Raw genomic sequence first — 20,392 nt, forward strand, 5'->3', positions numbered from 1 at the left:
CAACAACGGCCAACCATCGTCATAAACCGTCAACCGCACACGAACATGGGCATCTACAACAACATCGTCGAAACCGTCGGCAAAACGCCGCTGGTGAAGCTCAACAAAGTCACCGCCGGCCTCAACGCCACGATTGCTTTGAAGTGTGAGTTCTTCAATCCGCTCGGCAGCGTGAAGGATCGTATCGGCATGGCCATGATCGAGGACGCGGAAAAGCGCGGCATTTTGAAGGCCGATACCGTCATCATCGAACCCACCAGCGGCAACACCGGCATCGCGCTCGCGTTTGTTGCTGCGGCGAAGGGCTACAAGCTCATCCTGACGATGCCTGAGACGATGTCTCTGGAACGACGCACGCTGCTCGCGCTGCTTGGTGCCGATCTCGTGCTCACTCCCGGCGCTCAAGGCATGAAAGGTGCCATCGCCAAGGCCACCGAACTCGTCGCCAGCACGCCGAACGCCTGGATGCCGCAGCAGTTTGAAAATCCCGCCAATCCTGCCATTCACTCGAAAACCACCGCTGAAGAACTGTGGAGCGACACCGATGGCAAGATCGACATCCTCGTCGCAGCCGTCGGCACCGGTGGCACGATCACCGGCGTCACGGAAGTGCTCAAACCGCGCAAACCGAGCTTCCAGGCCATCGCTGTCGAGCCCGAGGCCTCCCCGGTCATCAATCAGACCCTCGCTGGTCAGCCCGTGCAGCCCGGCCCGCATAAGATTCAGGGCACCGGCGCTGGCTTCGTTCCTGCCAACCTTCACTTGAAGGATTCTGCCGGTCATCCGCAGATCACCGAGTGCATCAAGATCAGCAACGATGACGCCTTCGCCATGGCACGTCGTCTTGCTAAGGAAGAAGGCATCCTCGTCGGCATCAGCACCGGTGCGAACGTCTGCGCCGCCATTGAGATCGCCAAGCGCCCTGAAAACGCCGGCAAACTCATCGTCACCATCGCCTGCTCCACCGGCGAGCGTTACCTCTCCACCGCGCTGGCCGACGAGGCCCGCGCCAAAGTGGGCGCGTAATCGCCCTTGGTTTTTCATTCACGTTTCAAACCCTCCCGCATGTCTCAACTCGACACGATCTCTCAGGAAGTCCCCGCCACCGGCATGGAAAAGTTCCTGGAGGACAACTTCCGCAAGCTCGTCTGGCTGTTCGCCTTTGTGGTGATCGCCATCATCGCCTATGGCTTCATCCGCCATCAAAGCACGCTCAAAAACAACGAGGCTGCCGAGGCGTTCACAAGCGCGAAGACCGTCGAGGATTGCGACCTTGTCATCTCGCGTTACGCAGGCACCAACGCCGCCGCCAATGCGCTGCTTCTGAAGGCCGACCTGCTTTGGGATCAAAACAAAAAAACCTCCGCCGTTGATGCGCTGAAGGAATTCACCAGCAAGTACAGCTCGCACCCCTTGTTCGTTCACACGCTGCTCGGCCTCGGCACCAAGCTCGACGCCATGGGCGACCGCAAGGAGGCGCGGGCCATCTTTGAGCGCATCGTGAACGAGTTTGCCTCCAACGAGGCCGCTCCGCTCGCCCAGGTTCGCCTTGGCGATCTGTTCTGGGCCGATGGCAAGCAGGACGAGGCCAAAAAAGCCTACGAAGACCTCGCTGTGAAGTTCCCCGACATGGCCGAATTCCAAAGCGTGAGCCAGGACCGCCTCGGATGGATCGCCGCCTCACTTCCGACCAAGGAAGTCGATCCGCCGCCAGCACCGAAGGTCGAACCGAAACCCGGTGACGTTCCGGCCATCCCCGGCATGCCGAAGCTCAATCTGACGCCTGGCGCAGGCGGCATCGGTGCCACCATCGCTCCTCCAGCCATGCTGACTCCAACGCCTGCGGCGGCCACCACACCAGCGGCCGTGACTGCACCATCTCCAGCAGTTCCTGCTCCGACGCCTGCTGTTCCGGCACCAGCCCCGGCTACCGCACCCACGGCACCGACAACGCCTGCTCCTGCGCCACCTGCTACCACTACTCCTCCGGCCACTCCGGCTCCGGCAACACCTGCTGCGGCTCCCGCTCCGACGCCGCCTCCTGCCGCACCGAAACCCTGATGTAAGTGCCGACGATTGTCGGTATTCCATTCATCGTTGAGCGATCACGATGGGCTTGGATTTCTGCGTGGCGTTGTTATCCGCAAAGGTCCGCGAACTCGGAACCACGGCGACATTCATGTCGCTGAGAACCGTGCAGCCCAGCAAGGACTCGTGCGTTATTGTCTTGTCATGCTGCGTGCGCAAGGAACTCAGCGGCACCATCCAGGTAATCGTTTTTTTCGGTTCCAGTTCAATGATGGGCTCGCTCCAAACCGAGGTGAGAAGCAGTCCAAGATACTTTGCATCGTAGGCTTTGTACGGCTTTCCGGCGGGACTGCTGATGATCAGAGTGGCGTGGAACTCCCTATCGTTGACCAAAACATTGAGTTTATGATCGGAGACATTGGTCAGCATCGCCACGAATCGTGCTTCCTTGTCTCCTTTGGCAGCTTCGAACACGAGGCTGTGGCTGAATAGATGAGAGTAACTCCCTCCCTTGGTGGGATCAGGGGGATTGTCAGCCAAAGCAAAGCTGCATCCGATGATCCAGAGGCAGCAGGTGGCGATGGCTTTCATGGCAGGAGCCTATCACAGCCACTCGCTGATAGCAGCGATCACTTCATTCCGCTGCGCTTCGGTGAGTTCACCGTAGATCGGGATGCTCAGCACCTCGCCCGCCACGCGATGCGAGACATCGCAGCCGCTGAGTGAGCTTGCTGGCAGATTCGCAAAGCACTTTTGCTGGTCGAGCGTGACGGGGTAGTAGATGTCGCAGCCGATTTTCTTGGCCACGAGGTGATCACGTAGCGCGTCGCGTTTACCGTCGAGCACGCGCAGCGTGAACTGGTTCCAGATGTGATCGTTGTGCGAGTAACCGACCGGGAGCACGATCTTGGCGTTCTGGGAGGTCAGCCAGGTGTCCTGCGTGCTCACGCACTTGCAGTGCGCCGGATCGGCCTGCACCACGCCGTTCAACTTGCTCAGTTCGGCAATGTAATGAGCCGCGTTGCACTGGCGATCCGCCGTGTACTGCGCGTAGCGCTTCACTTTCACGCTCAGCAGGGCGCATTGCAGGGTGTCCATGCGGAAATTCGCGCCGACGTAGTGATGATAGTACTTCGGCTTGCCGCCATGCACGCGCAGCACGCGGGCGTACTCGGCCAGAGCATCGTCATTCGTCACCAGCATGCCGCCGTCGCCGAATCCTCCGAGGTTTTTGCTCGGGAAGAAGCTATAGATGCCAAAATCGCCCATGGTGCCGCTGTCGCGGCCTTTGTACTTCGCGCCAATCGACTGCGCCGCGTCCTCGACCACCTTGAGGCCGTGTTCCTTCGCCAAAGCGAGAATTGGGTCCATGTCCGCGCACTGACCGAACAGATGCACCGGGATGATCGCCCTCGTTTTGGCGGTGATCTTCTTCCGCGCGTCATTCACATCCAGGTTGAAGCAGATCGGGCAGATGTCGGTGAAGACCGGCACGGCTCCCAGGCGCGAAACCGCGCCCGCCGTGGCGAAAAACGTGAAGGCGGGGCACAGCACCTCGTCGCCTGGTTTGATGTCCAGCGCCATGAGCGCCAGCAGCAGCGCGTCCGTGCCCGAGGAAACCGACAGCGCGTGCTTCACGCCGACCATGGCCGCGATTTCCGCCTCAAACGTCTCCAACTCCGGCCCCATGATAAATCGACCATGTTTCAGCACCTGGGTGAAGGCGGCCTGGAGTTCGGATTCGAGCGGGTGGTTCTGGGCGTTGACGTCGAGGAGAGGGACCATGGGGAAAGCCGAATGAATGAATGACGAATGACGAATGTGCCAGCGATTACTCGCATCGGGCGCTTCTCACGTGGCGGCGAAGGCCTGTGCAAGGCTTAGAGCCTCGGCGCAAGAATGACGCAATGAAGTTTCACGACATGGCGGCCCAAATGCTGTGTCTGCTGTCATGGCAAAGTTTTCATGGATCGGTTTCATCTTGCTGCTGACCGTTATTCCAGCAGGCGCGGATGAATGGTGGACCTGGGTCTGGCTGGAGGCTTGGCGGCAGGAGAAAACCAGCGCGGGGCTGTTTTTTGCCGGTCGTCAGGATGCTCACGATGGCTCGGTCGTTCAGCTTGCCAGTCCACGCATCAAACGTGAGCTGCTGCCGTGGCTGGATGGCGGCCTTGGGTTATCCTTGCTGCAAATCGAGGATGTCAAAAGCGGGCGGCGTTATCTTCAAGGCCGCCCCGAGTTGGAGTTGAATCCGCACTGCAATCTCACGCCAAATCTGCGCCTGGACTGGCGGAACCGGATGGAGTGGCGCTGGAATGAAGACGCCGCGCTCACCACGAGCCGCCTGCGGCATCGCTGGCAGCTCGGTTGGACGCTGCCAGAGGCCATCGGCCCGTTGACCCGCGTCTTTGCCAGCAACGAATGGCTCTTCGACCTGCATCGCAGCCAGTGGAGCGAAAACCGCCTCGTCCCCGTCGGTCTGAGCTTCAAAACCAGCAAACGCACCGACCTGGATCTCTTCTACATGATCGTTTCCACCCGCACACCCGCCGAATGGCGGCACGAGTCCGTCATCGGCACTTATCTGCGGGTGCGATTTTGAGACGGATCACATCCGCTCCGTCGTCTGGATGCCCAGCAGGCCAAGGCCGGTCTTCAAAACACGGCTGGTGGCCTCGCAGAGCGTGAGACGTGTGTTGCGCACGGCTCCTTCGGCACGCAGCACGTTGCAGGCTTCGTAGAAGCTGTGGTAGGTGTCGGCAAGCTCGTAGAGGTAGCTGGCAAGCAGGTTCGGGCGGAAGTCGAGCAGCACGTCGTGCGTGATTTCGGCGAGCTGGGCCAGTTTAAGGGCCAAGGCGCGTTCGGCAGGCTCCGTGATTGTCAATTCAGGCGTGAGCGTGACCTCGCCATCCAGCTTGCGGAAGATGCTCTTGGTGCGGACGTAGGCGTTGATGAGGTAGGGGGCGGTGTTGCCTTGCAGCGCCAGCATCTTGTCCCAACTGAACTTGTAGTCGGTCATGCGGTGCTGGCTCAGCTCGGCGTATTTCACGGCACCGGTGCCGATGACTTCGGCGATCTGGATTTTCTCCAAATCGGTAAGCCCTTCACGTTCGGCGACAACAGCGGCGGCGCGTTCGATGGCCTCGTCGAGCACTTCAAGCAGGCCCACGCTCTCGCCGGAGCGTGTTTTGAACATCTTTCCGTCCTGGCCGAGAATGCTGCCAAAGGCGACGTGCTGCATGCGCGTGGTCTGGCCGCGCTTTTTCGCGACTTGGAAGAGCTGGCGGAAGTGCAGTTCCTGCGGTGCACCGACGACGTACCAGATTTCATCCGCCTTCCACTCGTCGATGCGGTGATCAATCGTTGCGAGGTCGGTGGTGGCGTATAGGAAGCCGCCGTCGCTCTTGCGGATGAGGCAGGGCTTGTCAGCAAGTTCCGGCACGTCACGGAAGAACACGCAGGCGGCACCATCGCTAATCTCAGCTATACCGCTGGTGAGCAGATGCTCGACGAGTGGCGCGAGCTTGTCGTTGTAAGCGCTTTCGCCGAGGTAGTGGTCGAAGTGAATGTCGAGCTTGCCGTAGATCTGGCGCAACTGCTCCAGAGACAGCGCCACGCAGCGCGTCCAGATCTCCACGTTGTCAGGATCGCCCTGCTGGAGCTTCACCAGCTCGGTGCGGCAGGTGGTCAGCACGGCCTCGTCGGCCTTCGTCTGCGCGTTCACCGCCTTGTAAACACGCACGAGTTCCTGGATCGGGTCTTTGTCGAGCGCCTCATGATTGAGGATGGTCTTCCAGCCGTGCAGGATCATGCCAAACTGCGTGCCCCAGTCGCCGATGTGATTGTCAGTGATGACCTGGTGGCCGATGAAGCGAGCGATGCGTGCCAGCGAGTCGCCGATGAACGTGCTTCGAATGTGGCCGACATGCATCGGCTTGGCGATGTTCGGCGCGGAGAAGTCCACGACGATGCGCCGCGCCTGCTCGACCTGCGGCACGCCGACGTGGTCGTCTTTGACGATCACGGCAAGCCTTTGCGCGAGCGCCGCTGCGCTGAGCGTGAAATTGAGGAAGCCGGGGCCGTCCACTGTGATTTTCTCACACAGATCCTCCACCTGAAGCGCCGCCTTGATCTGCTCGGCAAGAGCGCGGGGATTCGTCTTGAGCTGCTTGGCCAGCGTCATGGCCGCGTTGCTCTGGTAGTCGCCGTAGCGCGTGTCGGAAGCGATGACGACGCTTGGCAGAAAACCTTCAGGCAGCTCGATGCCTGCCGCGGTGAAGGCGGCTTGAAGACGGGACGTGAGAATGGCGCGGAACATGGGGCGCGCATTTTGAATGACGAATGACGAATGTCGAGCCGAGAGAAGCGAGACAGACTGCCGTAGGCATCCCGAAGGGAAGCGAAGCGCATCAATGCGGAATTACACCCGGCGCACCTCGTCGGCGCTGGTCAGGGTGTGAGAACTGCCGTCGGCGAATTCGAGGATGAGGTGGCCTTCCTCATTCAAATCGAGCACGCGGCCAAAAACTTCGCCTTGAGGAGCTTGGGCGCGGATCTGGCGGCCGAGCAGCCAGCTTCGTGTGCGCACTTCGGCGATGGCGGCGCTGAAATCATCATCAATGCGTTGGAACTCGGCATGAAGTGACTCAAGGAGGCGGCTGGCGATAGAATTGCGGTCCAGTTCGCCGTGGGGCGTGGTTGGCAGTTCGTTGAGCAGCGAGGTGGCGACGATGCCGGGGGCGAATTCGCGTGAATTGACGTTCAAACCGATGCCGAGCACCAGAACCATGCCCGCGCGCGTTGAAACCGTCTCGGCGAGCAGGCCGCTGACTTTGCGGTCGCTCAGGTAGATGTCGTTGGGCCACTTGATGCGCGGCTGGAGCGGTAGCTCGGCCTCGATGGCCTTGCAGATCGCCAGTGCGGCCAGCGTGGTGACGCGCGGCCATTGTTCAAAAGGTGCTTCAGGACGAAGCAGCAGCGAAAACATCAAATCTTTGCCTCGCGGGGCGATCCAACGGTTCTCACGTCTGCCACGGCCTGCGGTTTGGCTTTCGGTGAAAACGACGCTGCCGACGGGCAGCTCTGCGGCGCGTTGTTTGAGCCAGTCGCTCGTGGAGCCGACTTCATCCAGCACCGTGACATGCCACGGCAGCGTGGGATCGTTCAGGGCGGTGGCATCAAGAGGGATCATGCGCGCTTGCTGTTCGGATCGCTGGCCTCGCCGTGCTGGTGCAGTTCATCGTGATCTCCCTGGCATTCGAGATGGGTGGTGATGAGCACGGGGCGGTCCACGCTGGCCTGCACGGCATGTTCGATCTCGGTGGCGGTGCGGTGGGCGTCGCGGAGCATGATGTCGTCGGCGAAGAGCAGGTGGACCTCGACGTAGTGCATCTCACCGGCATCGCGATGGCGCAGGGCGTGGAATTTGAGGCCGTGCTTTTCGGTTTCACGGCGCAGGGCGGCATCGAGCGCGGCATCGAGCTTGGGATCGGCGCTGTCCATCAGGCCGCCGACGCTTTGTCGCATCAGGCCGTAGCCAGTCCAGATGATGTTCGCGGCCATGAGGATGCCGAAGATGGGGTCCCAGCCATGCCAGCCGGTCAGGGCGACGAGTCCGAGGCCGACGAGGGTGCCGAGGCTGGTCCACACATCGGTGAGCACATGCTTGCCGTTCGATTCGAGAATCAGCGAGCCGCCGCGTTTGCCAGTGCGGATGAGGTAAGTGCCGAGCGCCGCATTGATGGCGATGGTCAGCGCGGTAAGGGCTAGGCCCTCATCCAAGTTGGCCGGTGGCAGATGCAGGAACCAGCGGCGTACGGACTCATAGATGATGAACAGCGCCGCCACGACGATGAGGCCGCCTTCAATGCCGGCGGAGAAGAAGGCGATCTTGCTGTGGCCGTAGGGATGATCGGAGTCGGCGGGTTTGTGCAGCAGGCCGAGGCTGAAGGTCGCAAACATCACTGCGGCGACATGCACGACGGATTCCGCCGCATCGCCGAGGATGGCCGCCGAGCCGGTGAGGACATACGCGCCCATCTTGAGCACGAGCATGACGAAGCCGATGGCCAGCGAGAGCCGCATTGCGCGGGTGGCATCAGAGGAAAGACTCATGGTGGATCAGCTTCGCAGTAGCAGTTCGACCATCGCAGGCACATCGGCAAAGGATTCCACAGTGCGCCAGGGATTCAGGGCGCGGAGTTCATCGGCGGAATACTGGCCGGTGGCGACGGCGAGGCATTTGGCACCGAAGGCCTCGGCGCAGCGGATGTCCTTGGGTGTGTCGCCGATGACGATGACGTCGGCGATGTCGTAACGCATGCCTGTGGCGTTTTGCATGCGTTGCAGCGCCACGGGGCCGAGCTGATTGCGGTCGTGGTGGTCGCTGCCGAAGCCGCCGTCGATGAAGCGGTCGAAAAGGCCGTGCCGCGTGAGCTTGATCTCGGCACCGCGTTTGACGTTTCCGGTCAGGAGGCCGAGGTGCGCCTCGGATTCGACGCTTATCGCATCGAGCAAGGCATTCACGCCGGGGAGCGTGAAGCCGCTGAAGTCGTCGGCATGCAGGCGACGTTGCAGATTGGCGAGATAGCGGTCGAGGAAGGCGAACACATCATCCCGCGTGTGCTCGCGCTTGATGAGATTGAAAATATCCATCGCGATCGCCGGGTCGGTGGCTCCGGCGAGCTGCAAGGGCGGCAGTTCATCGCGATGAATGCCGAAGTGTTCTTCAGCCGCGTCGAGAATCGCGGCCCCACCGGCACCGTTGCTGTCGATGAGCGTGCCGTCGATGTCGAAAAGGAGAAGGCGGGGCATGGTGGGCAGAGGTCAAGGCTTCGCAGTCCAGAGGAAGTCAAGAAGGTCAAGGGGGCGTGTTTGACCCGCTTGACGGCACTTGACCTGCCTTGACGGCATGGCTGGCTCCATCAATGCGGTTTGGCCGCCGCACCGGGCTTGGCACCACCGGTATTGGAAGGCGAGTATTTGGCGACCATCACGGCACCTGCAGCAGCCATGAGGCAGCCGAGGATGAAGGGCAGGGGCAGCGCTTTCAGGCCTCCCTCCGGCGGATGCAGGAGCATGGCTGTGATGGCGTTGATCACCGGTGCGCCACCGAAAACGATGGGCATCACCGCCGCGGCTGCGGCGGAGCCTTTGATGGGCGAGGCGGCGCCGAGCGCGAGAACGAGCGTGAAAGCACCCAAAGCACCCGCGACCCCGGCGATGAAGCTCCAGGTGATGCCGCTGCCGGTGAAGCTCCAGTTTGAGCCGCGCAGCTTGATGAGCACGGCGGCGGCGATGCCAATGACCGCATAGGCGATGCAGACGAAGAGGAAGGCTTTCAGGCTGGCATGCGGCGTTTCAGCGCCCATCGGCATCAGACCGCGGCCTTTGTGAAGAATGACGCCATACACGCCCCAGGAGAGCACGGTGAGCAGGGCAAAGATGATCCAGGTTTCCATTTTCTTGCTTTTGGGTTGGGAGTTCACGGTGGGTGGGAGTGGCAGGCGATGAATTGCCGAGGGAGAACGCCCGCGACAACGGCTTTGTTTATTTTTTGTCACGCCGGACTGATGCTTGTGCGGGCAAGAAAACTCGCCAGTGCCTGGAGCCGCTTGTGGGTCTCGAGCCTGAGCTGCGGGAGCATGATGGGGTGAAGCAGCCAGCGCAGGCAGCGTGGTTTTGCGGTGAACTGAAACTTGTAAACCGCCATGGAGCCGTGCTCGTTGTCCTGATGCCGGATGGAGGCGGCAAAATGATCGAAGAAGGGCGGGCGGTTGATCATTTCCACGGCGGCGACCTCGCCGGGCTTGAAGGTGACGTAACGCGTCTCCATGCCGATGAGACCCAACCACGGCTTGCCGACACAGAGCGACGTGGCTCCCAGTCCGGCTTGCTGATGTCCGCGTGTCAGCCTTGCCTCGCACAGCAGTGTGTCCCACTCCAGGCGGCGCGAGTAATCATGCAGAAGCGCGAAAACTTGCGCGGCAGCGACCGGCATTTGCTGTTTGATAGTTACTGAAGGCATGCTGGATGGATTTTCGGGCCGACTGAGCGCGGGTGACTATTCACCGATAAGTTCCACCGATGTGAGCCCGGTAGGCAATGAGATCTTCGCCGGACACTATGGAGCCGGTTGCTCGTGTTGGTGTCGCCGGGCTATCCGCCGATGAAGGAGCTGGAGGGAGTCAAAACCACCATTACACCGGCCATAACACCGGCTCCAGTTACGAAAACGACGCAGCCAAACGTGCCTTCGCCCCAGCACCAAAAACTCCTGAAACCCAAGCTGACGAGACTTCAAAAGCTTCCGAATCAACAATCTGGCTTCTCGTTGTGCTCTTGCTGGCACTGCGGAAGAGATGCGTCTGATGCTTTATCGCGATGAACATGCTCGGCTTCCTTGGAGGCTGATGACGGCCAGCAGGCGTTCGACATCCCCTTGCGCAGCGGCGGGAAAATCGACGCATGCCTCTGCCGCTGGGTGCACCAAACGAAAAGGCACCCGATCTTGCGACCGGGTGCCTTGAGAGTGAGGGGTGATGAAGGCTCGACCGATCAGGCAAAAATGTCGAGCAGCGGGGCACCCTTGTCGCCGACCGTGAACGGACGGTTGGAGGGGGACATGACCACTTCGTCCACCGGCAGGCCCATGGCGTGGCCGATGGTGGCCTGGAAATCCATGGGGGTGGCCTGTTTGTCGGCCACACGGCGGCCGTCTTTGTCGGTGGCACCATAAACGAAGCCACCTTTGACGCCTCCGCCTGCGAAGACTGTGGAGTAGGCCAGCGGGTAGTGGTCGCGACCGGAGTTTTGGTTGATATCGGGTGTGCGGCCAAACTCAGACCCCATGACCACCATGGTGGACTCCAGCAGGCCGTTGGCGGCGAGATCTTGAATCAGCGTGGCAAACACACTGTCCATCGTCTGACCCGTGCCACCGAGGGCTTGGTCGATGTTGTTGTGCATGTCCCAGCCGCCAAACTGCACTTCAACGAAGCGGACGCCCGATTGCACCAGTCGGCGGGCCAGAAGCGCGCCCTGGCCGAAGCTGCTGTTGCCGTATTTGGCCCGTGTGTCGGCTTTCTCAAGCGTAAGGTCAAAGACTTTGAGGTCTTCGCTCTTCATGAGCTTCATGGTCTCATCGTAGAATTCCGTGTAAGCCTTGACTTCCTCGGACTGATATTTTTTGCGGAAGGAATCGTCCAGCTCATTCATGAGCAAGACGCGCTTCTTGAAATGCAGCTCTGAACTAGTCTGCTGGATGTTTTGCAGGCCGGTCTGCGGATTCGCGATTGGAATCGGGCTGGTGGCGGGGGGAAAGAAGCCAGCTCCGGGGTAGGCGCTGCCGCTGTTGACGATCACGCTGTCAGGCAGGGTGACGCCTTTGATGCGACCCAGGAAGTGGGAAGCCCAGGCTCCCATGCAGGGGTGCACAATGGTGCCACGCGGCTCATAGCCGGTTTTCATGATGTAGGTGCCGGCATCATGCACGCCGGTCTTGGAGCTCATGGAACGCACGATGGTGATTTTATCTGAAACCTCCGCCATCTTGGTCATGGTGCCGCCGAGGTAGTCGATGCTGCCCTTGCCCTTGATGGGTGCTGTCGGGCCTTTGGTCTCACCGGTTTTGGGATCCCAAGTGTCGATGTGGGTCATACCGCCGTTCATCCAGAGGAAGATCACGTTCTTGGCCTTGCCGTAGCCAGGTCCGGGAGCTGCGGCTGCCGCGCGCAGGTTGAGGGCTGGCATGACGGTGACGCCAAGGGCGGTCTGGGCCGTGCGCATGATGAAATCGCGGCGGGCAAGCGGGCTGAGTTTGTTGAGTTCGGTTTTCATGAAGAGTGTCGGTCTGGATCAGTGAATGTGGTGGCTTGAGAAAGGCTGGATTATTGGATGAAAATGAATTCGCGGGTGTTGATGAGCGCCCAGACCATGTTGGCGTAGCCGTCATCTCCACCGCCGATGGCGCGCTGGGCGATCTGTTTTTCATTCATGGTCGGACGGCGGCTCAGGACGGTGAGATACATGGCCTCGACGCGCTCTGAAGGAGTGCGCACTTTGTCCATGGTGCGGAAAATCAGCGAGTCGCTGCTGGTGAGCATTTGCTGCGCCTGACCGTTCATCATGGACAGCACCTGCGGCACCGTGCCGATCTTGGAGCTGCCATCGATGATGTTTCGCGGCGACTGGCCGAAGTCGATGAGGAAATGGCCGTTTGGCGCGGGCTGCTCCAACTCGGAGGCGCGGCGCAGCACGAGTTTTCCGAAGCTCAATGAAGCGTTCTCCATCATCATGTCAGGCTCGGGCTCCTTGGATTTGGACTTGCCCTTTTTGGCATCCTCCATGGTGCCTGCCTCGGCCAGACCACCGCCCAGCAATGCCTCCTCTTTTTGCTGCATCTTCCTGAAGGCATCGTACTTCATCAAAACGGTTTGAGCATCCAGCTTGGGATTGTTCAGATCAAGGTCGATGGTGTTGCCATACAGGTCATCCAGCGGCTTCTCGTATTTGTCGGGCTCTCCGAGCACGAGGGTCATGTAAGAATCCCAGGTTTGTTCAGCGGTCATGCGGCGGAGCAGGGGCCCCTGGAAATAATAAGGCTCGCCCATGGCAACGAACTCGGTGGTCGATGCAGCTTGGTAGGCGCGCGTGTTGTAAATGATGCGCATGAAGGCCTTGAGGTCGAAGCTCACCCGCTTCATTTCCTCCGCCAGGAACTTAAGGAGTTCGGGATTGGTGGACTGGTCTGGATCATCAATGTTGGTCGTCGGTTCGGAGATGCCCAGGCCGAAGGCGCGCTTCCACATGCGGTTGGCAATCGCCATGGCGAAGCGCGGGTTGCTGGGGTGAGTGGCCCAGGCGGCAAACGCCCGGCGTGGGTTCTCAGCGGTGGCCTCACCCGCTATGTAGCATTCAAGATCGCCATCATCCTTGGTCCACTTGATGAGTTTGGGGGCGACCGGCGAGTTTGGTGCCGCGTCGGGGTACTTGTAGTCATGCGGCATCTTGGTGACGTTGCTGCCCGTGTCGTTGACCTCATAGCGGTTGGCATTGATGAACTGCTCAATGCCGTTGCGCAGCCGGGTCATGTCCATGCCGTTCTTCTCGACGATTTTTTCAATCTCCGGCATGATTTTCCCTTTCACATCAGCCATCTGCATTCCCTCGCCGCCTTTGCCGCGCTGAGGGCGGTAACGAGTCTCCGTGGTGCCAAAGAAAGAGGCCATTTCATAGAACTGGCGTTGGGTCCAGTCAGAAAACGGATGATCATGGCATTGGGCGCAGGCGACATCGGTGCCGAGAAACACGGCCAGCGTGTTGGCCAGGTTGTCGAGCGGCATGCCGGAGTCACGGAGGAGGTATCCTGCCGCGCCGTTGTGCCACATTTTGCCGGTGGCGGTCAGCATCTCGTACACCATTTTATCCCAGGTGACGTTGGCTGAAATCTGCTTCTGCAGCCAGTTGATGTAGGGAATGCCGCGGATGTTGTTGCCGCCGTCCATGCGGTCTTTCACGCGCAGCATTTCCGCCACAAAGTTGTACATGTGGCTGCTGTATCCGGGGCTGTCGAGCAGGAGATCAATCAGCTTAGCGCGCTTGTTAGGCTTGGAATCCTTGATGAATGCGGAGGCTTCAGCGTGGTTGGGGATCCGCCCGACAATGTCCAGATACACCCGCCGGACAAACTGCTCGTCACTTGCCAGCGCGTTGAACGTGGTCAGCGGATTTTTCCCGCTTTTGACGCGTTCCGGGTTGGCGCGCTGAATGCCAGAAAGCACCAGGCTGTCGATCGTCACCGGTCGCTCCGCCGGCTTCAGGGTTTTGGCCAGCGCCTGATCTTCCGCGGACAGCTTGGTTAGCGGGAAGGTGTGGGTGCTGCCATCGGCGACCTGTAGGACGATATTCTCACCCTCGAGCCCGATGAAAGTGGCGTTGACTTGACGGCCGGAGGTGTCCGTCCAGGTGCGAACTTCCGCCAGGGCGGAACCCGTGATTAGGAGGGTGACAATGAGACTGCTGAGCAGTTTCGTGGTTTTTTTCATGGTGATATGGAGTCGAAAATGCAGAGTTATCGGGGTGGGAACGCGGTGGGGGGGCATCAAATTGGACAAAAGTGCGTGTTTGTAGATTTAGTTTGGGGCGAGACCAAAGACAGCCCGGCTCTTTCCGCCCTCATCTTTCCCCTTTTCGACCGCCGCAAAGGCGCTACCATCCGCGCCCCATGATCAAAGTCGGCCTCGTCTCCCTCGGTTGCGCGAAAAACCTCATCGACTCGGAAATCATGATCGGCCACCTTCAGCAGGCGGGCATGGTCATGACTCCCGAAGCCGATCTGGCGGATGTGCTCATCGTCAACACCTGTTCCTTCATTGATATGGCCAAAAAGGAGAGCGTGGGGGCCGTGCATGATGCCGTGGACCAACGTGGTGCCTCCAAAAAGCGGGCGAAGCAGAAAATCATCGTCGCTGGCTGCCTCTCGCAGCGTTTTTCCCAGGAATTGCCCGGCTTGATGCCCGAAGTCGATGCCTTCATTGGCCTGGATCAGATCACGCAGGTGGCCCCGATCATTCAGAAGCTCATGGGCACCAAGGAGCACGAGCAGGAAAACCTCGTCACCCGCCAGCCGCAGTACATCCCGGACTATGACACGCCGCGCTTCCGCCTCACGCCGAAGCACATGGCCTACATCAAGATCGCCGAGGGTTGCAACCATCCCTGCTCCTTCTGCATCATTCCGCGCATCCGTGGCCGCCACCGCAGCCGCACGCAGGAGAGCATCATCAAGGAAGCACGTCAGCTCGTCGCCAGTGGCGTGAAGGAGATCAATCTCATCTCCCAGGACACCACCTACTTCGGCATGGACAAGTGGACCGAGGAGCGCCCCAAGCCCCGCAGCGGCGTTGATTCCACCAAGGGCGAGTCGCTTTCCTCCCTCATCCGTGAGTTGAACAAGATCGAGGGCGATTTCTGGATTCGCCTGCTCTACACGCATCCGGCGCATTGGAGCGATGACCTCATCCAAGCCATCGCCGAATCGCCCAAAGTGGCCCGTTACATCGACATGCCGCTGCAGCACATCAGCGACAACATGCTCAGCCTCATGAAGCGCGAGACTGACGGCGCTTACATCCGCGATCTTATCAAGCGCATCCGTGCCGGCATCCCCGGCATCGCCATCCGCACCACCTTTATCGTCGGCTTCCCGGGCGAGACCGAGGCCGACTTCAATGAGCTGCTCCAGTTCATCGAAGACACCAAGTTTGAGCGTGCCGGTGTCTTCAATTACTCCCGTGAGGAAGACACCCGTGCTGCCAAGATGGAGGATCAAATCCATCACATGACCCGCAAGGCCCGCTGGAACGAGGCCATGCGCGCCATCCAGCGCAGCATCGAAGGTTTCAATGTCAGCCAGGTCGGTCGCAAAATGCGCGTCCTGGTCGAAGAGCCCGGTGTCGCCCGTAGTGAAATGGACGCCCCGGACATCGACACCACTGTCTTCGTGAACAAGAAGCTTCCTGTCGGCAGCTTTGCTGATGTCACCGTCAAAGAGTGGCGCGGCTACGATCTCGTAGCCGCCTGATGGCGGATTTATGGCTGCCCGAGCCTGCGCACAGGAACGAGCTGCCACAGGCCGATCACATGCTCCCAGCGCCGGATTCCGGTGTCGATGAGGAAAGTCATGAGCAGCAGCACGAGCAGCGGCGGCCAGAGTTCTTCATGCTGGATGGCCTTCGTCGTCTCCAGATTGGGCACCCGGCCTGCATCGGCCAAAAAATCGCCTCCGGTGATTTTCACGGCTTCTTGGAGCAGCGCCTCATTCACCGTGCCGAGGCTGGCTTCGGACGATGGATTGTGAACGAGTCCCGCCGTGACCATTTCGGCTCCGGATTGGGCGCGGATGAGGTAAACGCCCGCCTGCGTCGGCTGGAAGCTGCTCTCATACGTTCCAGGGGCGCTTTGACGCAGCGTGAGCTTCTGCACCGGCTTCATCGCCGCGCCGAGGGCATCAGCGGCCACATGAAACACCTCGGCCTCGACGACCGCGTTGTTCGCACGCGTGCCCGCATCGGCCAGCAAATCGACGCTGACGCGGGCATCGTCACCTTCGAGCTGGGTTGACAAATCCATCAGCCGTCCCTGCGGTGCGCGGGCGGTTTCGCGCAAGACTTGCGACCAGAAGCGGCCATAACCATTCCAGCGTGCGATCCACAGCGAAGCCCAGCGGCTTTTCGCGTCGGAAGTGAACGCGGTGGCCTTGCCGAGGCCGAATCGCCAGTGCGCGAGCAGCGGATCACCCGTTTCAGTGACGAGTGGCACCTGCGCGGAGGTGCGGCGCGTTGTTTTCACATAACCGAGCAGTGGTGGCGAGTCCCACTTCTCAAATCCGGCCAGGATCGGCTGCTTTTCCTTCAGTTCCGGCGTGAACGGCTCCTCGCGGATCATGCGGCCGGTGTGCATGAGCGTGTCCTGCGTGAAGATGCGCGTGATGCCGCTGGCATCGAGTGTGTTGTAGCTCTGACCGCCGCCGCTGGAGGCGATGGCCTGCAGCAGCGCCACATGCGAGCCTTCACCGATCGCCACGGTGGAGATCGTCATCCCTTCGCCTCGGCACTGCGTGGCGAGCTGTTCGTAGCCCGCGCCTGCCGTTTGACCGTCGGTGAGGATGATCATGTGCTTCACGCGTGCTTTCGCCCGCAGCAATGCCTCGCGGCCAAGCTGGAACGCGGGCTGCAAGTTCGTGCCGCCACCGGAGGCGATGGCAGCGATCTGTCCCGACACGGCATTCGTTGAAGTGAGGCGCGTCATCGGCGCGACGACATGCGCTTCCGAATCAAAGGCCCACACACCGAGCGAATCGTTGTGCCCCAGCACTTCAGCCGTCGCAATCGCCGCGCTCTTGGCCATTTCGAGCTTCTCACCGGCCATGGAGCCGGAACGGTCCATCACGATGGCCACGGCTGCGCTCTGTTTTTCTTCTTCATCTGGCGCTTTGAGCCTCACTGGCAGCACTTCTTCAATCGGCGTGCGGTAATAGCCTCCCACACCGAACGAACCCGGTCCACCGAGCATCACGAGGCCGCCGCCGAGTTTATCGACGTAGTCGCGCAGCGCGTTCATGAGCGGATCGCCGAGCTGATGCGCGGGAACATCGGAGAGAATGACGCCATCGTAACCGCTGAGCTGGTCAAAGGTGATGGCGAGATTACCCGGTTGGCGCAGATCGAGCTCGATGCCCTCCTTTTCCATCGCCTGCATCAGGTAGCGCGCCTCGTTGGCATCGGACTCGATGTAAAGCATCCGCAAACGCCCGCGCACATCGACGATGGCGAGGGCGCTGTCGTTTCCAGGCAGTGTGTCGCCGCGCACGCCTTCAAGCACGGCGCGATATTGAAACGTGTTCCGCGTCGAGGGCGTGCGCGTGAAGGTGATCTCCTGCGTCGCGCCCGGTTTGAGCGTGACGGGCCGTTTCTCCACCTCGATGCCGTTCTCGTAGAGCTTCAGCGTGCCGCTGCCTTCGAGGGTGCTCTCAAACACTGCCTTCAGGCTCAAGCTCGCACCTTCAAACAAGCGTGTGCGGTTCGGCGTGAGCGCAATCATGCGCGCATCGGGCCTGCGCGGGCCGGAAACCGGCAGCGCGTGCAGTTGGATGCCGGAAACCGCGGCCTCGCGTGCCGCATGGAGCAAACTGCCGCGTGTTTCGTGTCCGTCGCCAATGATTAGGATGTTGCGGCTCACACCGGGAGGAAACATTGCCTCCGCATATTCGATGGCGGCGGCGTAATGGCTGTCGCCCCCGTTTTTCTTCTGCCACTCGGCCTGCATGGCCGGAGTGCTGCCTTCGGGCAGAAGTTCCGGCTGCGAACCGAGCTGCACGACGAACGAATCAATCCCGCTGCCGAGCGCCGAGCGCACACGAGCAGCTTCAGTGAGGGATTTCGTCAATCCTTCCGCGCCCATGCTCTGGCTGGCATCCACCACGATGCCGAGCGCCTTGCGGCCGGTCTGCGTCACCCGCGCCGGACCCGCCAGCGCGGCGAGCGCCAGCATCACGCCGATGGCACGCGTGACCAGCAGCAGCCGCTTCCGCAAACCGGACATCGGGTGCGATGAACGCGACTCGATCCACAGCAGCAGGGCGACTGCGGGCAGGATGAGCAGGAGGAGTTTTGGTGATTCCCAGTCCAAGAGATGCGTGAGGTTCGGTGGCGGGCGCTATTTAGAGCGCGCCGCGCAACGTTGCCAGCAGCTTCTCGATGTCCTCCGCGGTGGTGTAACCATGCACGGCGATGCGGATGCGGCCGACTTGGTGCATGACGTGGATGTTTTGCGCGAGCAGCGCTTCGTTGATGTGCGCCGTGTTTTTATGAAGGAAGGCGACGATGCCGCTGGAGCACTCGGGCTGCGCGGGAGCCAGCGGCGTGATGCCGAGTTCCTTCAGCCCCTCATGCACGCGGGCAACGAGCGGATCGGCATGGGCGATGATTTTGTCCATTCCGACGGCATCGAGATAACGCAGCGAAGCATTCAGCGCATACAGCGCGGCAAAGCTGGGCATGCCGACGGAAAAGCTGAGCGCGCCGGGCTTGATCCGGGCGCTTTCAAAGCGGTCGGCGTCGAAGGCGTTGGCGATGTGATACCAGCCACCGGCGCTGGTGGTGAGGCGTGCGGCGGATTTTTTCGGGATGCCGATGACGCCACCGCCGTGGATGCCGAGCGTCCACTTGTGCGTGCTGGAAATCATGATGTCCGCGTCCTGGCAGTCGAGTGCGACGCGGCCGAGCGCCTGGGTGACATCGACGGCGATGAGCGCCTGCGGTGCGAGCAGACGGATCATGTCGCGAAGGCGGGGAAACGCGATGCGGTGGCCGTTGTAAAAGCTCACGAGGCTCACTTGCACGAGCGCGGTGCGGTCATTGAGCAGCGAGGCGAGATCAACGAGGTTAAGGGAACCGCTGCTATTCTTCCACAGCCTGGTTACAGGTCGCGAAGCTTCCGGTGCGGTGAGCCAGGGCGTGGCACCGGCGGGGAAGTCGAGATCGGTGACGACGACTTCGTCCTTCGGCGTGAGTTGCAGGGCGTTGGCGAGCAGGTTGTAGGCTTCCGAGCTGCAGGAGCAGAAGGAGACTTCGTCTGTGGCGAGTCCTAGATGCTTCGCGGTGATCTCGCGGCAGTCTTCGACGCGTGGGAAGTGGAAATCGCGGCCACGCATGCCCAGCGACTTGTGGTACATGTATTCGGCCACGGCTTCATTCACGCAAACCGGCGGGATGCTCTCGGCGGCGGTGTTGAGATAGTGGATGCCTTTGAGGCTGGGGAAGTCGGCGGCGCGGGAGGTGTCGGTGAGCATGAGATGAGGAGTGGCGACGAATCGTCGCCAAAGCAAGACGGGAAAGGCGACGTATCGTCGCCACTCCATAAGCGCCCGGTGCTACTCGGCTTTCAACTCGGGCGCGTTCTCTGGAAGTTTCACCAGCGGTTCACCACCGAGATAGCCGAGGGAGATGAGAAACTCGTCCATCTTCTTCGCTGTGACTCGAATCCACGGCTCCCGATTGAAAAAGCCATGCGGCATGTCGGCAGCGGACCACATCTCGGCGCGCAGGCCGAGTTCGGTGGCTTTTTTCACATATTCATCGCCGCCGGCTTTGAGTTTGTCAGCCGTGCCGAAGAAGAGAATGGCAGGTGGCGTATCCTTCGCGACGAAGCTGTTCGGTGTGATGGCCTCGGCCATTTCGAGCGTGATCGGGCTGTCGCCGGTTTCGCGTTGCTTGAACAGCGTGGCGATGTTCATGGCCGGATTGAACAGCACCATGGCGTTCGGCTTGGCGGAGATGGATTTGTCGTCGGATTCGGCGTCGTAAGCGGAGACGAGGGCCGTGCAGGCGGCGAGATGACCGCCAGCGGAACCTCCGGCGGCGATGACTTTGCCGGGATCAATGCCCAGCTCGGTGGAATGGCCACGCACCCAGCGGATGGCGCTCTTGGCATCCTCCACGGCTTTGTCGGGCGTGGTTTTGTGGATGTTCGCGATGCGGTAATCGGCGCTGATGGCGGTGATGCCTCGGCTGGCGAGGTATTCGGCCTGCGGGACGAATTGCAGGTAGGAACCACTCTTCCAACCGCCACCGAAGAAGAACACCACGCACGGGCGCAATGCAGCGATCTGGACTTCGCCTGCGGGGGAGAAGACGTGCAGCTTCAACTCGCCCTGTGGCGTGGTTTTATAGACGATGTCCTTCGTGGTGACTGCTGCGTCGGTCAGTTTGATCGTGGGCTTGGTTTTACCGTTTTTTTGAGCGAAGGCGGGCAGTGTGAACGCGAGGAGGAGTGTCAGGAGGAGGCGCATGGTGCGGGTGAAACG

The 20,392-nt window shown here is 60.8% G+C and carries 17 protein-coding genes; 4 read left to right on the plus strand and 13 right to left on the minus strand.

The window, feature by feature from the left end; genetic code table 11:
• The first annotated feature begins 45 nt into the window (after positions 1-45).
• Both cysK and ACILSI_RS16345 read left to right on the plus strand, forming a co-directional pair.
• A complete protein-coding gene (gene cysK / locus ACILSI_RS16340) occupies positions 46-1,026 on the plus strand; it encodes a cysteine synthase A (RefSeq protein ID WP_395723001.1) in 981 nt (326 codons plus the stop codon).
• Between the two features lie 39 nt (positions 1,027-1,065).
• Complete coding sequence (locus ACILSI_RS16345; protein ID WP_395722966.1) at positions 1,066-2,061, plus strand: tol-pal system YbgF family protein; 996 nt, start codon at positions 1,066-1,068, stop codon at positions 2,059-2,061.
• 30 nt (positions 2,062-2,091) lie between these two features.
• Here the strand turns inward: ACILSI_RS16345 and ACILSI_RS16350 are convergent, their stop codons facing one another.
• Entirely contained in the window at positions 2,092-2,619 is a 528-nt protein-coding gene (locus ACILSI_RS16350) for a hypothetical protein (protein WP_395722967.1), read from the minus strand.
• A 12-nt stretch (positions 2,620-2,631) separates the two neighbouring features.
• Entirely contained in the window at positions 2,632-3,813 is a 1,182-nt protein-coding gene (locus ACILSI_RS16355; protein WP_395722968.1) for a DegT/DnrJ/EryC1/StrS family aminotransferase, read from the minus strand.
• Between the two features lie 166 nt (positions 3,814-3,979).
• Between ACILSI_RS16355 and ACILSI_RS16360 the strand changes: the two genes are divergently transcribed.
• Entirely contained in the window at positions 3,980-4,630 is a 651-nt protein-coding gene (locus ACILSI_RS16360; RefSeq protein ID WP_395722969.1) for a DUF2490 domain-containing protein, read from the plus strand.
• Between the two features lie 6 nt (positions 4,631-4,636).
• Here the strand turns inward: ACILSI_RS16360 and argS are convergent, their stop codons facing one another.
• The 8 genes from argS to ACILSI_RS16400 form a co-directional block, all read right to left on the minus strand.
• Entirely contained in the window at positions 4,637-6,346 is a 1,710-nt protein-coding gene (argS, locus tag ACILSI_RS16365) for an arginine--tRNA ligase (RefSeq protein WP_395722970.1), read from the minus strand.
• A gap of 102 nt (positions 6,347-6,448) precedes the next feature.
• A complete protein-coding gene (locus tag ACILSI_RS16370) occupies positions 6,449-7,219 on the minus strand; it encodes a biotin--[acetyl-CoA-carboxylase] ligase (protein WP_395722971.1) in 771 nt (256 codons plus the stop codon).
• Complete coding sequence (locus ACILSI_RS16375; protein ID WP_395722972.1) at positions 7,216-8,142, minus strand: cation diffusion facilitator family transporter; 927 nt, start codon at positions 8,140-8,142, stop codon at positions 7,216-7,218. The genes ACILSI_RS16370 and ACILSI_RS16375 overlap by 4 nt, the downstream gene beginning before the upstream one ends.
• Before the next feature lie 6 nt (positions 8,143-8,148).
• Positions 8,149-8,841 (minus strand): HAD family hydrolase, encoded by a 693-nt coding sequence (locus tag ACILSI_RS16380; RefSeq protein WP_395722973.1) that lies wholly within the window; start codon positions 8,839-8,841, stop codon positions 8,149-8,151.
• Positions 8,842-8,951: 110 nt separating this feature from the next.
• Positions 8,952-9,515 carry a hypothetical protein gene (locus ACILSI_RS16385; RefSeq protein WP_395722974.1) on the minus strand — a complete coding sequence of 188 codons (564 nt, stop codon included), beginning with the start codon at positions 9,513-9,515 and terminating at the stop codon, positions 8,952-8,954.
• A 71-nt stretch (positions 9,516-9,586) separates the two neighbouring features.
• Complete coding sequence (locus ACILSI_RS16390) at positions 9,587-10,054, minus strand: SRPBCC family protein (protein WP_395722975.1); 468 nt, start codon at positions 10,052-10,054, stop codon at positions 9,587-9,589.
• A gap of 530 nt (positions 10,055-10,584) precedes the next feature.
• Positions 10,585-11,865, minus strand: a complete 1,281-nt coding sequence (locus ACILSI_RS16395) for a DUF1501 domain-containing protein (protein WP_395722976.1) — start codon at positions 11,863-11,865, stop codon at positions 10,585-10,587.
• Between the two features lie 50 nt (positions 11,866-11,915).
• Positions 11,916-14,072 (minus strand): DUF1549 domain-containing protein, encoded by a 2,157-nt coding sequence (locus ACILSI_RS16400; RefSeq protein WP_395722977.1) that lies wholly within the window; start codon positions 14,070-14,072, stop codon positions 11,916-11,918.
• 179 nt (positions 14,073-14,251) lie between these two features.
• Between ACILSI_RS16400 and rimO the strand changes: the two genes are divergently transcribed.
• A complete protein-coding gene (rimO, locus tag ACILSI_RS16405) occupies positions 14,252-15,610 on the plus strand; it encodes a 30S ribosomal protein S12 methylthiotransferase RimO (protein ID WP_395722978.1) in 1,359 nt (452 codons plus the stop codon).
• 8 nt (positions 15,611-15,618) lie between these two features.
• Here rimO and ACILSI_RS16410 read toward each other — a convergent pair whose 3' ends face one another.
• From ACILSI_RS16410 to ACILSI_RS16420, 3 genes are all read right to left on the minus strand, one after another.
• Positions 15,619-18,216: a VWA domain-containing protein gene (locus ACILSI_RS16410; protein ID WP_395722979.1), complete on the minus strand. Its 2,598-nt coding sequence runs from the start codon at positions 18,214-18,216 to the stop codon at positions 15,619-15,621.
• 31 nt (positions 18,217-18,247) lie between these two features.
• Positions 18,248-19,378: an aminotransferase class V-fold PLP-dependent enzyme gene (locus tag ACILSI_RS16415; protein WP_395722980.1), complete on the minus strand. Its 1,131-nt coding sequence runs from the start codon at positions 19,376-19,378 to the stop codon at positions 18,248-18,250.
• A gap of 81 nt (positions 19,379-19,459) precedes the next feature.
• The gene (locus ACILSI_RS16420) at positions 19,460-20,377 is read right to left on the minus strand and encodes an alpha/beta hydrolase (protein WP_395722981.1); all 918 of its coding nucleotides are present in this window, start codon (positions 20,375-20,377) and stop codon (positions 19,460-19,462) included.
• Between the last annotated feature and the right edge of the window lie 15 nt (positions 20,378-20,392).

The sequence above is a fragment of the Prosthecobacter sp. genome, assembly GCF_044232965.1.
Classification (GTDB): domain Bacteria; phylum Verrucomicrobiota; class Verrucomicrobiia; order Verrucomicrobiales; family Verrucomicrobiaceae; genus Prosthecobacter.

Excerpts from the sequence above, each read along its gene's own strand:
- ACILSI_RS16390 (WP_395722975.1), bottom strand. The coding sequence starts at position 10,054 with ATGCCTTCAGTAACTATCAAACAGCAAATGCCGGTCGCTGCCGCGCAA.
- rimO (WP_395722978.1), top strand. The coding sequence starts at position 14,252 with ATGATCAAAGTCGGCCTCGTCTCCCTCGGTTGCGCGAAAAACCTCATC.
- ACILSI_RS16415 (WP_395722980.1), bottom strand. The coding sequence starts at position 19,378 with ATGCTCACCGACACCTCCCGCGCCGCCGACTTCCCCAGCCTCAAAGGC.
- ACILSI_RS16395 (WP_395722976.1), bottom strand. The coding sequence starts at position 11,865 with ATGAAAACCGAACTCAACAAACTCAGCCCGCTTGCCCGCCGCGATTTC.
- ACILSI_RS16370 (WP_395722971.1), bottom strand. The coding sequence starts at position 7,219 with ATGATCCCTCTTGATGCCACCGCCCTGAACGATCCCACGCTGCCGTGG.
- ACILSI_RS16380 (WP_395722973.1), bottom strand. The coding sequence starts at position 8,841 with ATGCCCCGCCTTCTCCTTTTCGACATCGACGGCACGCTCATCGACAGC.
- ACILSI_RS16345 (WP_395722966.1), top strand. The coding sequence starts at position 1,066 with ATGTCTCAACTCGACACGATCTCTCAGGAAGTCCCCGCCACCGGCATG.
- ACILSI_RS16375 (WP_395722972.1), bottom strand. The coding sequence starts at position 8,142 with ATGAGTCTTTCCTCTGATGCCACCCGCGCAATGCGGCTCTCGCTGGCC.
- cysK (WP_395723001.1), top strand. The coding sequence starts at position 46 with ATGGGCATCTACAACAACATCGTCGAAACCGTCGGCAAAACGCCGCTG.
- ACILSI_RS16420 (WP_395722981.1), bottom strand. The coding sequence starts at position 20,377 with ATGCGCCTCCTCCTGACACTCCTCCTCGCGTTCACACTGCCCGCCTTC.
- argS (WP_395722970.1), bottom strand. The coding sequence starts at position 6,346 with ATGTTCCGCGCCATTCTCACGTCCCGTCTTCAAGCCGCCTTCACCGCG.
- ACILSI_RS16360 (WP_395722969.1), top strand. The coding sequence starts at position 3,980 with ATGGCAAAGTTTTCATGGATCGGTTTCATCTTGCTGCTGACCGTTATT.
- ACILSI_RS16400 (WP_395722977.1), bottom strand. The coding sequence starts at position 14,072 with ATGAAAAAAACCACGAAACTGCTCAGCAGTCTCATTGTCACCCTCCTA.
- ACILSI_RS16355 (WP_395722968.1), bottom strand. The coding sequence starts at position 3,813 with ATGGTCCCTCTCCTCGACGTCAACGCCCAGAACCACCCGCTCGAATCC.
- ACILSI_RS16350 (WP_395722967.1), bottom strand. The coding sequence starts at position 2,619 with ATGAAAGCCATCGCCACCTGCTGCCTCTGGATCATCGGATGCAGCTTT.